The organism is Pseudomonas sp. LB3P93 (genome assembly GCF_054898025.1).
Genome location: NZ_CM142713.1, coordinates 1061861 through 1076008, shown reverse-complemented (window position 1 = coordinate 1076008; position 14148 = coordinate 1061861). Strand labels below are relative to the sequence as shown.

The following is a 14148-nucleotide window of genomic DNA, read 5'->3' as shown; positions in this document are numbered from 1 at the left end:
ACTCCTCAATCTAATAAACCGACGCTCTTGGCCTTCGCAACTGCCTGAGTCCGGCGCTCCACCCCCAACTTCCCATGAATTCTCCGCGCGTGGGTTTTTACCGTATGCAAAGAGATAAACAACTGCTCGGCTATTTGTTGATTCGAATTACCCAGAGCAATCAGCTTCAGCACTTCAACCTCACGTTGACTGAGCGGATTGATTTCACTCACCAGCGGATTTTTTTCAGTGCGATCCCCGGCAACATTCAATGCGGGCAGAAGATCAGGCTTTCGCAATTGCAACTCAACCAGCGCCTGGCGAAGTCCATGCTGCTCAGAAAGATTCAATCCTTTACACAACCAATCCCGCGCACCGGCCATGTCACCGGTCTGCCACGCTACTTCGGCCGCGGCGAACAGCAATTCCACCTCCAGCGCCAGCATGCCTGCGTGTTGCGATTGTTCGGTTACCTGCGCGAAATGGGTCAGCGGGTCTTTGGCCTGGTGCAGATCAACCTTTGCCAACATCAACAGATAGTCGATTCGTGCGATCAACATCAGTGTCGCGGGAGGAGCTTGCCGCGCATGCGGGCCGCGATAGTGGCGCAGTACTCGACTGAGCGCCTCATGGGCCAGTTCCGGGCGGCCCTGCTGAAGCCAGAATTGGCTGCTGATCTGCAACAGCGCACCACGGTAAACAGTGTCGGGAATCTGCCGTTGCTGCATCAGGCGCTCGGCGTCGCGCAGATGGACAAACGCTTGGGCATAGTCGCGCTGATTGGCTGCTATCTGCGCCAACCCGAGGAAACCATAAAGCACCCGTTTGTCGTGGCTGCGCAAACAGATATGAAGCCCCGCTTCGAAATACTCGGCAGCCTGCGCATCCATGCCCTGACACAAACTCAAGCGCCCTCGATGCAGGGCTATTCGCCCCAGCAGGGGCTCGGCAATCCGTTGCTGTTGAGTGAGCATGCCATGGATGTTGGCGAGCAAACTTTCGGCGCGTTGAGGGGCCCCACGTTGCTCCAGTAACTGCGCATGATCGAGTTCCAGCAGCCCTTCGAACACCAGCGAGCCTTGTGCTCGCGCCAGACACAGCGCATCACGGTTTATCGCCTGCGCCACATCGAGTTCGGCCCTGAGCAGGGCTTGTTGTGTTAAACCCGACAGACACATCAAGCGCACGGGCCAGAGGTCAGGACCGAGCACCGTCAGCGCGTCGATAAAATGCGCGCGTGCCCCCTCCATCCGCCCCTGCAAATGCAGTAGCCAACCCTGCTGAGCCTGCCACCGTGCAATCAGTTGCCGCTGCAGAACCGCCGACGGCTGCGGGGTGAATCGCGCCAGTTGTTCGATGCAATCGCCGGCTTGCTCGAACCGCCCGGCAAACAACGACGCCGCCGTGATCAACCCGACCAATTGCGGCGAGCCGAACATCAGCGCTTCGCCTTGTTGCTCGTACAACCGCAACAACAGCACGACCGTCTGCTCCTCGAACAAATGCTCGAAACTGAAATGCTGCAACAGGCTGACCGCGACCTCGAATTCTTCAGCGAGCAAGGCTTGTTCGAAAGCTGCTTTCCAGTCCAGCTCAGCGGCGAACCACTGACAGGCGCGGCGATGCCAGGAACGTCCGGCCGGCCATTGCTCATCGCGCATCAATTGTGTGAGTGGAGGGAAGATCTGCAGCCAGTCGGCCGAGTCCTGCCACGGCTCGATAAAGCACCCCAGGTCCTGCAACGTCTTCAGGCATTGCGCGCCCTCCCCCGCGCCAAACAGGTGATCGCACAGCCGTGCATTGAAGCGTGGCAAATGCGCGAGCACCCGCCAGACTTCCGTCAACTCCGGAGTCAGGCTGGTGAACAGTTCGTGCTCGAGGTAATCGAGCAAGGTGTCCGGTCGGCTGTGATGCGGGTCGTTGCGCGACCAGTCGCATTTTTGCAGCAGCGCAACGCGTACACCGGCGCACCAGCCGCCACTGCGCAGGATGATTTTGCTGGCGGCGGTACCGGCGTCGGCCGGTGTCAGGTGACGCAACAGCGAGGCGATTTCAGTTTGATTGAAGGCCAGCGTGGCGCGCTCGCATTCGTACAATTCGTCATCGAGCAACAAGCGTGGCCAGTTGCATTGCGGACGACGGCGGGCACCCAGCCACCAGGTCAGCATCGGACTGCTGACGGCCAGCATGCGATCGAGCAGGTGATCGAGTTCCGGGTTCGGCACGCGGCAATAGTCATCGAGAAACAGCCAGGTCGGCGCCTGCAATCGAGCCAGCGCGCCGAGCATTGCCGACTCTTCTGAGGAGGCCAGCCCCAGCGCTTCTGCCACACGCTGACGAAAATCCGCCGCACTCATTACCACGCCAGACAACGGTAACCAGCACACCCGGCATTGCGGCGGCGCCTGCAAGAGGCAGTCGGCGAGTAGCGCGGTCTTGCCGCTGCCAGCTGGCGCGCACAGCAATTTCACCCGGGATGTGGACGCCAGCAAGGGCTCGGTCAAACGATCACGCGACAGGTGATGAGAGGACAGACGGGGCAGGAATCCAGAACGGTCAAGACACGGGGTCATGGCGGTCATTGCGGCGTGCCTTTTTATAATTGTCCGGCAACCCTAGCCCTCTCTGGCCCGCTTGTTGAGAAGTATTCAGGACGCTGATTGGCAGCCATAAAAAAGGCGACCCACCGGTCGCCTTCTGCACTGCAAATGTATCAACTCCCTTACCGGACACCCTCGGCACGCAACGCCGATGGCGTGTAGTCCGCCGCCTTGGCTTCGAAGCCGAATTCAAAGCTGTGCTTCTCTTCGTTCTTCATCCCCAGCGCAATGTATCGACCGGCAATGATGTCGTAGAGCGCTTCCAGGGTGTACGCCTGGGCCTGGTGATCGTAGTAGTACTGCGCGTGCCCCTCGGCCACTCGCCACAGTTGACCGCGACCGTCGTAGTGGTCCACCAGCGCGACCTGCCAGCTGTCTTCGTCGATGTACATGTGGCGCTTGGCATAGATGTGCCGCTCGCTCGGCTTGACTGTGCCGATCACTTCCCAGACGCGGTGCAGTTCATAGCGGGTCAGGTCCTGGTTGATGTGCCCAGCCTTGACGATGTCGTCGTACTTGAGGCTCGGCGAGTCGAGTTTGTAGCTGTTGTAGGGTATGTACATTTCCTTCTTGCCGACCAGTTTCCAGTCGTAGCGATCCGGCGCGCCGGAAAACATGTCGAAGTTGTCGGAAGTGCGCAGGCCGTCAGCGGCAGTACCCGGCCCGTCGTAGGCCACTTGCGGCGCACGGCGCACACGGCGTTGGCCGGCGTTGTAGATCCACGCCAGACGCGGTTCTTTCACCTGATCGAGGGTCTCGTGCACCAGCAACACGTTACCCGCCAGACGCGCCGGCGCGGTGACCGATTGCTTGAAAAAGGTCAGCACGTTGGCAGCTTTTTCCGGGTCCAGGTCCTTCATCAATTGCGGGACGGCAATCTCTTCCTCGAAGCGGATCGGCGTGTAGCTGCCGTTGGTTTGCGGCGTCACTTGGGTGATGATGCGGCGCAGATTGCCGCCGTGATAACGGGTGATGTGGTTCCACAACACTTCCACGCCCGTCTTCGGAATCGGGAACGCGTAGTAGCGGTTGCCGGTGAAATTAGACAGGCCGTTACCTTCGTTGATGCTGGTGACATTCAGCGCGCTGCGCTTGGCCGACTCGTAGATTTCCGGTGGCACGGCCACGGTGCGGTGAGTCGGGTAGACCGGGATCTTGTAAGTTTCCGGGTAGCGCTTGAACATCGCTACCTGGCCTTCCGAGAGTTTGTCCTTGTACTTGTCGACGTTGGCGGGGGTGATCACGAACAGCGGTTTTTCGCTGGCGAACGGGTCAGCCAGGAAGCCTTTGCTGTCCACCGCGCCCGCATTTTTCGGGATGCCACCGGTCCACGCCGGGATCGAGCCGTCGGCGTTACCGGCCTTCTCGGCGCCCAGCGGCGTGAGGGTAGTCCCGAGTTTGTTGGCTTCGTCCGGCGACACCGCCGCCATTACGTTGGCCGCCAGCAGGCTCAAAGCCAGGGCGCCGCATTGCAGAATCATCTTGCGCATCAAATTCATCCTTCTCAGCCAGATCAGAAGTTCACGCCGAAGCTCAGTGCCAGGAAGTCGCGGTCTTCCAGGGTGTTGTAGTCACCGCCGAAGAAATCGGTGTAACTCAGGCTCGCGGTATAGGTGTTGCGGTAATCGGCATCGACGCCGACGCTGACTGCCTTGGCGCCTTCGTTGAACAGCCCGTTGGGGCCGTAGCCAGCGACGTCATGGGACCAGGACAGGTTGGGTTTGAGGTTGATCCCGCCGATCACGTTGGCGTAATCGAGGATCGCCCGGGCGCGGTAGCCCCAGGAGGTCGAGGTGACGAAGCCTTCGGTATCGCCGCCGAAACCGTACTGGCCGTAGACCGAGTCGCGGCCGTAACGCAGATTGCTGCGCGACTCCAGACCACCGACGTGAACCACCGCCGCTTCGCCAACCAGGGTCAATCGCTGAGCGCCCCACACCTGATCGAAGAACTGCGTGAGGGTGCTCTGGATCTGGGTGATTTCTTTGCGGCGATAGCCCTTGTTGTCAGCGCCAGGGGAGGTGGCGATCGGTGATGCGGCACCGCCGGCAATCGGGTTGACCATTGCCAGGGTCAGGTCGTTGGTGCTGACTTGCACCGGCGCATTCGGGCGATAACTGATCTCGCCGCTCCACGCGGTGCCGGTCGGCAACGTGGTGGAGAAACTCGCACCGTAGAGACGAATGTCTTCCGGGTACTCGAGGTAGTACTGACCGCGTCCGAGCATCACGCTTTGCGCCAGGCCCGCACCGCTGCCCGGTGCCAGACGGTTGGCAATACTCACCATCCCCGGCAGGCTGGCCAGCGTCGACAGGCCGGCGGTGGTGGTGCCGACAGTCGGTGTGCGGCTGTGGTAATTCATGAAATACAGGCCGTACTCGGTGTCGTCACCGAGCCAGCGCAACGCCGTGCCCCACTGCCCGGAATCCCGCGCATCGCGGTCGCCGCCACGGGGAACGACCACGCCCTCGCGGGTCACCTGGATCGGTTGACCGAAGGCAGCCGCCAATGGCGCCAATGGGGCAATCGCGGGGCTGCCGACGGTGTAGTTGTTGTTGCAACCATCCGCCACCACGTCGTTGCCAAAGAAGGTGCCGCAGTTGTCGACAACGGTCTGGTCCCATTCCAGTTGATAGAAACCTTCCACCGAGAGCTGATCGGTCAGGCCCTGGGAGGCGAACAGCATGTTGACCGGAATCAGACCCTCTTTGATCTCGGCACCCGGACGACGGAACGCCGATACGTCGATCGGGTTGATGCTGTTGATCGAGTTGCCGATGAAGGTACTTTCACCCCAGCTGACCACCTGCTTGCCGGCACGTACGGTGCCCGGCAAATCGGCGATGGAATAGTTGTGATAAACGAAGGCATCGAGAATCTGCGCGCCGGACGACTTGGCGCCTTCCTTGCGGCCACTGTCGCTGATCGGCTTGAACTCGCGGGTTTCATCCTTGAGCTCGAAGTCGTACCAGTACTTGCCACGGACGAACACGCCGGTGTCGCCGTATTTCAATTCAAGATCGTGCAGCCCCTTGAAGATCTTGGAGAAGGTTTCGCCCTTCTTGAAGTTCAGCCGGCCGTCATCACCGGTCGAAGACTGACCGGTCCCGCCGTTGACAGTGCCCACCAAAGACTTATCGGCATCGCGCATGCCCCAACTCGCGCCGACGGACAGCGAGGAGTCGAACGTCCCCTCGATTTCGCCGATGTTGAATGCAACCGCTTGCGCCTGGGCACAGCAGCCCAAGGCAACCGCAGCGGCCAGCGCTTGCGGTGTGAAGATGGCGCGCATTGTTGTTTTTGTCATGCGTCTTCCCCGGTGAGTGACAGAAGGCCCCACCCTACTGCCGCACGTGGGGAGCGATAAGCGCACCAAGGAGGTATTCGTGGTGTACCTCTAAAGGATGAATGGCCTGATGGGTCGAAGGTTTGCGCCGGGTATGGATGGGCTGGATGGAGGGTTATCAGTCAGATGCATGGGCAGGGATGGCATCGATCGTGTAGCAGCTGTCGAGCAGCGCGAGGCTGCGTTCGGTTCAGGCCGCGCTCGAGAAGGAATCAGTCGTAATTTCTGGCAATGCGGTACATCAGGAAGACCTCATGCGCAGGTTTTACGACGACTTCGTCGCCGAACGCAGCCTCGCGCTGCTCGGCAGCTGCTACAGGGGACGTGGTGCCGCAGACTGTTACTCATGCTGCAACAGTTCATGTCGCGAATCGCTATTTTTCCTTTGGGCTCAAGGCCTTATTCTTGCCGGGCTTTCACGGTGAACAGCCTGGAAGCGCGAAGCGATGGTGTGTGATGAGCCCGCGCCATTGGCGACAGAATCCAGATGAATCGACGCTATTCGATTCATCACCCCGTGTTCACTGACGTTGATTTGTAGCTCCTTGATCCAACGTCTTACTTTGGCCGCTGCGTTTGCAGCGGCCTTTTTTATGGGCGACATTCCTACAGGATGTTTCCTGTAACAGCCTAAGAAATATCTCTTACGCGAAAGATAATCCTGCCTTTATCCTCACATCATCGAAATTTCTCTCCCCTTTATATGTAAAAACCGACGCCTATCTCGGACCCGGACATTCAATTTCCGTTGTAACTTTTAATGGCAGGAAGCAGTCGCGGGAATGCACATAGTTAATGGCTTACCGCCAACACGTTATTTCTCTCAACCCCAATGCACATTCAAAAGGATATGAATATGCAAAAGCCACCGAGACCAGGCTATCTTGATATTCGCACGCCCATTCACACGATAGACGTTGCTCCCGATCACATAATACCCGCACCTCTAACATCAAATGACAATAGAGCCGGGCCAATCGGCCACGGTGTAAGTACCTATAACCAAAACCAGCTTAAAGTCCAAACCACTTCCAAAGCACTGGACCAGGATTATCAGACCAAGGTCAGTCAACTACCGCAATCCATCGAAGCCGAACTGGCAGCAACCCGATCTGAAGGCTCTACTGCCCCCCTTCCACCTGTGCAATCAATCGCCAGAGAACTGGGAGTACTCAACACACTTACCCACCGGAAAACCGTCGAGCTTCAAAATAAAACCGTTACTGCCAATGCGTTTTATGGGGGTGATCCATTTAATCGACATATCAATGACTTCATGAAAAAAGCCACGACGCTGGAAAAGTGGCCGGGACCGAACGGCATTGCCATGCAGGCCTTGGTTCAATCGCTCCAAGCCGCTAACGATGTCAGATTGCTGACTCAAACCCTGCAGTTGCTTAACCAGCGAACCGCCGATGTGCAGAACTTCCTTAGGGTCGTTCAAGCCAACGAAGAAGCACAGAGAGCCGCCGCTGAATTGGTACGCATAAACGAGGAAGCCGCGGCAAGAGCTCAAGAACAAGCGCGACTTGCAGCATTGGAAAACGCGCGGCGGGTGGCTGCCGAACAGGAAGCAAAGTTTGCTGCTGCACAAGTACAGGACCCTTCATCGCTAAAAGGGCTGGAGCTTCACTGGTGGGCGATAGCTACGCTAGAAAAGCATCGCGCTATAGAAAAAGATCTGGCGGCAAGGAGAGCCGCATTAGCAAATGAAAAGGAGCAAGCACGGGTTGCGGCGCAAGCGGCAGCGCAGCAGGTCGCTGCGGAACGGGCTCGTCTTGAAGCGCAAGCAGAGAGTAAACGGCAAGCCGAGCAGCTACGTGTTGAAATGCAGCAAGCAGAGCGCAAGGCGCAAGACCTCGCCCGCCAACAGTCCGTTCTCGCAGAAAAGGCCAAGGCCGAAGCCGAAGCCGAGCGGTTTCGCCTTGAACAGCAAAAGAAAGCACAGTCGGAGGAACGAGATCACCGTCGCCAACAATCCCTGCTTGCGGAACAAGCGGTCTATCAACGACAAGCTGAAAGGGCGCGCCTTGAAAGACACCAGCAAGCGATAGAAGAAGCGCAGGCGTTAACTCGGCAACAGGCTCAGTTGGAAGCGCTGGCTGAGCCTCAAAGGCGAGCCGAGCAGGCTCGTCTCGAAGCACAATGGCGAGCCGAAACTGAAGCACGCTGGCAAAACCCTACGTTTGCCAATGCCGGTTCGACGGCGGCATTCGGCCCAGCGTTTACCGGCACGGCCGGTACCATCGGTACTAGTCCTGCGACGTCACTGGCGTTAAGGGCCGCGCTTCGCACTGCGGTCTCCGCTGTTACCGCGACTCTTGCGACAGTATCCGCTCCAGTGCTCGTGGGATTCGCAGGCCTTCTAGTTCCCTCACGGCTGGGTAATGGTGATCTGTTTTCTGTCAGTGTTCCGCTGTCAGAACTTGCTCCATTTCCAACCGCCGATCTTTACGAACTGGCAGTCACCGGAGGAGCGGTCGATCTGCCATTGACACTCGGTTCAAAGACGATAGGCAACAAAGTAGAGATCGTCGTCGTTGCCACTGACGGCGTGACAGTACCCGCCAGCGTTCCGGTAAACCTTGCCCACTTTGATGCCCGGAAAAATGTTTACGTATCCGGTAGCACCGTCGCCAACGGTCCCATCATCACTTGGACGCCGCTGGAAGACCCACTAAACCCTTCGACTGATTTTCCGCTGAACGAAACAGATCTGCCGATCTATGAAGGTGCCACTGTCACTCCCAACACCGGACGAGTCGATCCGTTTCCAGAGGTGGATCTCTATGGATTTGGCGGCTTCATCACCGTCTTTCCAATGGACTCCGGCCTTCCTCCAATTTTCATGCTGCTTAGGGATCGACGGCAGGACCCTGGAATTGCCAGCGGGAATGGAGAGTTCGTTTCAGGAATCTGGCTAGGGACGAGGTCACGGTCGGGAGGTGCACCGATTCCCAAGCAGATTGCGGATAAACTTCGGGAGTGGGAGTTTTCGAATTTCAGAGCGTTCAGGGAAGCGCTCTGGAGAGCGGTTTCAGACGATCTGGAGTTGGCGACACAATTCACCGCCAACAATGTTCAAGAAATGAGTAACGGCCGAGCCCCTTTTTCTCGTAAAGCGGATAGATTAGGTGGCCAAGTAAAACTCGAGCTACACCATGTGAAGCATGTTTCGAAAGATGGCGAGATATTTGACATGGACAACATCCGAATCGTCACCCAAAAACGACACTCAGAAATACACAAAGGAGATAAATGACATGAGCCTCTTTGACCTCTCCGACTACACCGAAACAGAATTTCTTAAGTTCGTTTCCAGAATCTGCCAATCAGAATACCCGACAGAGAAGGAACAGATTGACGCCGTACTTTTGTTTGAAGAAATAACAGAGCATCCGGACGGATCCGACTTGATTTACTACGCAGATTCAGACGAAGAATCAACACCCGAGGCTATCGTTGCGAAAGTGAAAACTTGGCGAAACATCAAAGGTAAACCAGGCTTTAAACCCGAAGAATAAAAAATAAGGGAGCAAGTATTCGTGCTTGCTCCCTCTTCACCACTCTTAAATCGAATACCTCTGCAAATTCCCCATCATTTCCTTCAACGCCTCAATATTGTCCTTAGGATGCGCCGCTCCTTCGAAATCACAAATCTGCTCCCACTGCGCCGCCACATCCTCCGGCGAGAACCCCACCCGCGGATCAAACCCGGCGCCCAGGCTGCGTTCCCAACGCACCTTGCCCATCCAGCCGCCGCCGACTTCAAACAATCCGGAAGTCTCCTGGCAGTTCTCACTGGCCAGGTACACCACCAACGGGCTCACCAGTTCGGGCTTGAGTTGCTCGAACACTTGCGGCGGAATCAGGCCTTCGGTCATGCGAGTGCCGCCGGTGGGCGCGATGGCGTTGACCAGGATGTTGTTCTTGCGGCCTTCGATGGCGAGTGTGCGGGTCAGGCCGTAGAGGCCGAGTTTGGCCATGCCGTAGTTGGACTGGCCGAAGTTGCCGTAGATGCCCGAGGTCGAGGCGGTGAAGATCACGCGGCCATAGTTTTGCTCGCGCATGTGCGGCCAGGCGGCACGGGTGACTTTGTAGGCGCCTTCGACGTGGACGCGGTAAACCAGGTCCCAATCGGCGTCGTCCATTTTGTGGAAGGTCTTGTCGCGCAGGATCCCTGCGTTGTTGACCACGACATCGATGCGGCCGAACGCATCGAGGGCGTGCTGGACGATTTTGTCGCCATCGGTGACGGAATCGTGGTTGGCTTCGGCGATGCCACCCGCTTCGCGAATTTCCGCCACTACGCGGTCGGCTGCCGACGCGTTGGCGCCTTCCCCTTGAGCCGAGCCACCAAGATCATTGACCAGAACTTTGGCGCCCTGCTTGGCGAACAGCAGCGCGTGAGCCCGGCCCAGGCCGCCGCCGGCACCCGTGACGATCACTACTTTATCTTCGAAGCGCACAGACTCATTCATGGGGAACTCCAGCAGACCAGGGACAATAAGTCCGAGTGTCAGGCACCAGGCTGCTGGTCACAATAAACACGGGTAGAGCTGAATGGTGCCCGATAAGGCTGGGGGATAGTCAGGAACAGGCCGCCTTGCGTGGCGGTGAAACCAACCGATCCCGAAACACCAGGTAATGCTTGAGCACCTGCGCCGGCGCTTCGGTCTGTGGGTAATGGCCAATATCAGGCAGCAGGACCGTGTCCGGGTCGGGGACCAGCTCCCGATAGCGCTTGACCATGTGAGCGCCGGAAATCGGATCGACCTCTCCATCGATGACCCGCAGCGGCACTTCACCGCGCTGCATGGCGCTGACCCAACGCTCGCGCTGGACACGCCGCTCAGGGATGTAGGCGATGAGTTTGTGCATGATCCGCGGGCCGTGATTGCTGTCGATCAGCCCCCAGAAATCATCCATCTCGCTTTCGCTGGGCCGCGTCTGCGGACCGAAGATCCGCCGGAAACTTTTCACCAGACCGTCGCGGGTAAAAGCTCGACCAATCATCCAGCCCAAGGGGCTGAGCAGCAGCTTTTGCATCAACACCGGGCGATGGGTTTCAGGAAACAGGCCACCGTTGAGGAATACACAACTGGCGAGATCGATGCGGGTTTCGTAATGCCGGGCCAACAATTCCTGAGCCACGCTGTCGCCATAATCGTGAGCCAACAGATGCACCGGCTCCTCGACGTTCAGATGCGCGAGCAAGGCCTGTTGCAGATCGGCCTGCTCCAACAGGCTGTATTCATGGTTGACGGGTTTGGCTGAGTCGCCGAAGCCGAGCATGTCGCAGGCAATCACCCGATAGCGCTGCGTCAGCGGTTGCCACAGGTAATGCCAGTCCCAACTGGCGGTCGGGAAGCCATGAATGAGCAGGAGCGGCTCACCCTGTCCCGCCGTCCAGTAACGAATGGTCTGACCTCGGAATACGAACGTCTGGCCCCGTTTGCGCCAGACACACAGCGGGATCTCGGCAAGTTCCATTAGAGTTTATAACCCGGGTCTTGTTGATCGAGTTTGCGCAGCAACGCCGGCCAGGCCAACGCACCACCCATCCCTTGAGCACTTTTGGTCACGCCGGCGATCATTGCCTTGGCGCCCGCCAGGATCTGCGGTTCGATGGCAATCAGCTCGGCACCACCGTTCTGCGCCAGCACCTGGATATCGCAGGCGCGCTGGAAGGTAAACATCATCAGGAACGTGTCGGCGATGGTGCTGCCACAGGTCAGCAAGCCGTGGTTGTGCAGCATCAGGAAATTGTTTTCACCGAGGTCGGCTTGCAGGCGCGCCTTCTCTTCATGGTTCAGGGCAACGCCTTCGTAAGCGTGATAAGCCAGGCTGGACAGCACAAACAATGACTGCTGACTGATTGGCAAAATGCCCTGTTTTTGCGCGGACACCGCCACACCCGCAGCGGTGTGGGTGTGCAGCACGCAGACCACATCGTGACGCACTTCATGCACGGCGCTGTGAATGGTGTAACCCGCCGGGTTGATCTCGTAAGGGCTGTCCATCAGCTTGTTACCGGCCTGATCGACCTTGACCAGGCTCGACGCGGTGATCTCGTGAAACATCAACCCGAACGGGTTGATCAGAAAATCTTCGGTGCCCGGCACCTTGGCCGATATGTGCGTAAAGATCAGATCGTCCCAGCCATGCGAGGCGACCAGGCGATAACAGGCAGCCAGATCGACGCGAGTCTGCCACTCGGCGGCACTGACCTGGTCTTTGACACTGTGGGGGGATTGGACGGGAGCAACGTTCACGGCAAGGACCTCCTGTTCTTATTGTTTTACTGTCGTTACAGCAGTCTAGTCAGCGCCAGGTTTTCGTGTAGTTGCATTGGCAGCCAGCTTGATGGCCTAACGAGTCAGTTCATAAGAAAGGCTGGATCCATGTCAAAGGACCGCCGCCAACAAGGGGGCGGCAAACAGATTCAAAAGCGCCGTCAGCACCATGACAAGCTTCGCCACCCATCCTTCATTACCGCCAACTTCATAGGCTCGACTGACCGGTCAGCCCCGCAGCGCGGTAATCAACTCTGCCAGCCACGGCTCGGCATCGGTTTCCGGGGTCACGCTTTCGCTCGCGTCCAGGCGGAGCATCGGCAGCACTTCGCGCAGGCCCAGTTCGCCGAACAATTCACGCATCTGCTCACCGCCACCGCAGAACGTATCGCCGTAACTGGCATCTCCGAGGCCAATCACAGCACTCGGCAAACCACGCCAGTCGGCGGGCAGCAGATCGCGAATCGTCGAATACAGCGGTTGCAGGTTATCCGGCAACTCACCCATGCCGGTGGTCGAAGTCACCGCTAGAAATGCTTCCGGGCCGAAGGCCTGGACATCGGCCAGTGTCGCGCGCGGGTTGTGCCAGGTTTCGAAACCGGCGGCGTTTAAAATCGTTGCGGCGTGGCGGGCAACTTCTTCAGCCGTGCCGTACACCGAGCCGGAAATGATGGCAACTTTCATCAAACTGATCCTGAAGCTGAGTTAAAAATACAGATATTAACAGCACAGGCTCATTTGATCTTTTAGAATGCAAATCCCTATCAATACGGAAAGGACTCTCCGATGATCAACGCTCAACTGCTGCAAATGGTGATAAAAGCTTCCAACGACGGCATCGTGATTGCCGAAAAGGAAGGCGATCAGGACAACATCCTGATTTATGTAAACCCGGCGTTCGAGCGTCTGACGGGTTACACCAGCGAAGAAATCCTCTACCAGGATTGCCGTTTCCTGCAGTCCGGTGACCGGGATCAAGAAAAGGCCCTCAAAGCGATTCGCGAGTCGTTGGCCAGTGGCGGCTCCTGCCGGGAAATCCTGAGAAATTACCGCAAGGACGGCACGCCGTTCTGGAATGAGCTGTCCCTTTCTACAGTGAAAAACCCGGCTGACGGACAAACTTATTTTGTTGGCGTACAGAAAGACGTCACGGTCCAGGTCAAGGCACAGCAGCGGGTAGCGCAACTGGAAGCGCAATTGGCTGAGGTGCAAGCCGAGGTTGCTGCGCTTAAAGCGACGAACGGCGAAAACAAAACAGCGAATTAATTGTCATTAACTACAATCACCGATGACTTTGTAACTTTTTCTTTCGAGTTAGCCATGCAACGCGACGCACTCCTGACACAGGATGAGCTGGATTTTATCCAGACCATGCAACACAACCCGCAACTCAATGTGCGGGATGCGACGTCGAGTCTGCTCGTCAACGGTGGATCGCAAATCCGTGATTTGCTCACGCGCCTGGCGGCACATGAGCAAGTCACCATCCAGGCCAATTTCGAAAACCAGCAAATGACCTTTCCGCTGCACCTGGTGGAAGACGAATTTCACGCGCTGCATTTGCGCCTGGGCGTGCCGAGTATTTATGAAGACGGGCCAATGGTACGGCCATGGCGCCTGACGCTTGAAGAGCCGGTGGCGCTGGAAAATGCCAAAGGCCAACCCGGCACGATGTGGGTGCACGAAATTTCGTTCAAAGGCGTTTTGCTGGAAGTCCGCAACAAGACCAAACCGCCCAAGCATTTCGCGTTGTGGTTCAGCCCGTCAGGCTATGAGCGGATTGCATTGCGCGGCACTTTCGAGCGTGAAACCGAACAAGGTTTCTACGCCTACGAATTGAGCCAGACGGACAAGGACGAGACCGAGCGCCTGCGCCAGTACATCCTTCAGCAGCATCGTCTGACACATCCCGCACTGCACAACTGAA

The 14148-nt window shown here is 57.6% G+C and carries 11 protein-coding genes and 1 pseudogene; 4 read left to right on the top strand and 8 right to left on the bottom strand.

Annotation, left to right across the window (positions count from 1 at the left end):
• Positions 1-5: 5 nt before the first annotated feature.
• The 3 genes from ACYZT8_RS04630 to ACYZT8_RS04620 form a co-directional block, all read right to left on the bottom strand.
• Positions 6-2561: a LuxR C-terminal-related transcriptional regulator gene (locus ACYZT8_RS04630; protein ID WP_461979591.1), complete on the bottom strand. Its 2556-nt coding sequence runs from the start codon at positions 2559-2561 to the stop codon at positions 6-8.
• Positions 2562-2701: 140 nt separating this feature from the next.
• Positions 2702-4069, bottom strand: a complete 1368-nt coding sequence (locus ACYZT8_RS04625; RefSeq protein ID WP_461979589.1) for a DUF1329 domain-containing protein — start codon at positions 4067-4069, stop codon at positions 2702-2704.
• Between the two features lie 23 nt (positions 4070-4092).
• Complete coding sequence (locus ACYZT8_RS04620) at positions 4093-5886, bottom strand: DUF1302 domain-containing protein (RefSeq protein ID WP_461979587.1); 1794 nt, start codon at positions 5884-5886, stop codon at positions 4093-4095.
• Positions 5887-6781: 895 nt separating this feature from the next.
• Here ACYZT8_RS04620 and ACYZT8_RS04615 point away from each other — a divergent pair.
• Positions 6782-9187 (top strand): S-type pyocin domain-containing protein, encoded by a 2406-nt coding sequence (locus ACYZT8_RS04615; RefSeq protein ID WP_461979585.1) that lies wholly within the window; start codon positions 6782-6784, stop codon positions 9185-9187.
• Position 9188: 1 nt separating this feature from the next.
• Entirely contained in the window at positions 9189-9449 is a 261-nt protein-coding gene (locus ACYZT8_RS04610; RefSeq protein WP_461979583.1) for a bacteriocin immunity protein, read from the top strand.
• Between the two features lie 45 nt (positions 9450-9494).
• Here the strand turns inward: ACYZT8_RS04610 and ACYZT8_RS04605 are convergent, their stop codons facing one another.
• From ACYZT8_RS04605 to ACYZT8_RS04585, 5 genes and pseudogenes are all read right to left on the bottom strand, one after another.
• Positions 9495-10406 (bottom strand): SDR family oxidoreductase, encoded by a 912-nt coding sequence (locus ACYZT8_RS04605; RefSeq protein WP_010463212.1) that lies wholly within the window; start codon positions 10404-10406, stop codon positions 9495-9497.
• Positions 10407-10515: 109 nt separating this feature from the next.
• Complete coding sequence (locus ACYZT8_RS04600; protein WP_461979581.1) at positions 10516-11418, bottom strand: alpha/beta fold hydrolase; 903 nt, start codon at positions 11416-11418, stop codon at positions 10516-10518.
• Entirely contained in the window at positions 11418-12200 is a 783-nt protein-coding gene (locus tag ACYZT8_RS04595; protein ID WP_461979579.1) for a class II aldolase/adducin family protein, read from the bottom strand. The genes ACYZT8_RS04600 and ACYZT8_RS04595 overlap by 1 nt, the downstream gene beginning before the upstream one ends.
• A gap of 132 nt (positions 12201-12332) precedes the next feature.
• Positions 12333-12446, bottom strand: a pseudogene (locus tag ACYZT8_RS04590) (LrgB family protein); the annotation flags it as partial.
• 3 nt (positions 12447-12449) lie between these two features.
• Positions 12450-12905 (bottom strand): flavodoxin, encoded by a 456-nt coding sequence (locus ACYZT8_RS04585; protein ID WP_461979577.1) that lies wholly within the window; start codon positions 12903-12905, stop codon positions 12450-12452.
• Between the two features lie 102 nt (positions 12906-13007).
• Between ACYZT8_RS04585 and ACYZT8_RS04580 the strand changes: the two genes are divergently transcribed.
• Together ACYZT8_RS04580 and ACYZT8_RS04575 are read left to right on the top strand one after the other, a co-directional pair.
• Complete coding sequence (locus tag ACYZT8_RS04580; RefSeq protein ID WP_461979575.1) at positions 13008-13487, top strand: PAS domain-containing protein; 480 nt, start codon at positions 13008-13010, stop codon at positions 13485-13487.
• Positions 13488-13541: 54 nt separating this feature from the next.
• On the top strand, positions 13542-14147 hold the full coding sequence (locus ACYZT8_RS04575) for a hypothetical protein (RefSeq protein ID WP_461979573.1): 606 nt from the start codon (positions 13542-13544) through the stop codon (positions 14145-14147).
• Position 14148: the final 1 nt, after the last annotated feature.

Excerpts from the sequence above, each read along its gene's own strand:
- ACYZT8_RS04630 (WP_461979591.1), bottom strand. The coding sequence starts at position 2,561 with ATGACCGCCATGACCCCGTGTCTTGACCGTTCTGGATTCCTGCCCCGT.
- ACYZT8_RS04625 (WP_461979589.1), bottom strand. The coding sequence starts at position 4,069 with ATGCGCAAGATGATTCTGCAATGCGGCGCCCTGGCTTTGAGCCTGCTG.
- ACYZT8_RS04620 (WP_461979587.1), bottom strand. The coding sequence starts at position 5,886 with ATGACAAAAACAACAATGCGCGCCATCTTCACACCGCAAGCGCTGGCC.
- ACYZT8_RS04615 (WP_461979585.1), top strand. The coding sequence starts at position 6,782 with ATGCAAAAGCCACCGAGACCAGGCTATCTTGATATTCGCACGCCCATT.
- ACYZT8_RS04610 (WP_461979583.1), top strand. The coding sequence starts at position 9,189 with ATGAGCCTCTTTGACCTCTCCGACTACACCGAAACAGAATTTCTTAAG.
- ACYZT8_RS04605 (WP_010463212.1), bottom strand. The coding sequence starts at position 10,406 with ATGAATGAGTCTGTGCGCTTCGAAGATAAAGTAGTGATCGTCACGGGT.
- ACYZT8_RS04600 (WP_461979581.1), bottom strand. The coding sequence starts at position 11,418 with ATGGAACTTGCCGAGATCCCGCTGTGTGTCTGGCGCAAACGGGGCCAG.
- ACYZT8_RS04585 (WP_461979577.1), bottom strand. The coding sequence starts at position 12,905 with ATGAAAGTTGCCATCATTTCCGGCTCGGTGTACGGCACGGCTGAAGAA.
- ACYZT8_RS04580 (WP_461979575.1), top strand. The coding sequence starts at position 13,008 with ATGATCAACGCTCAACTGCTGCAAATGGTGATAAAAGCTTCCAACGAC.
- ACYZT8_RS04575 (WP_461979573.1), top strand. The coding sequence starts at position 13,542 with ATGCAACGCGACGCACTCCTGACACAGGATGAGCTGGATTTTATCCAG.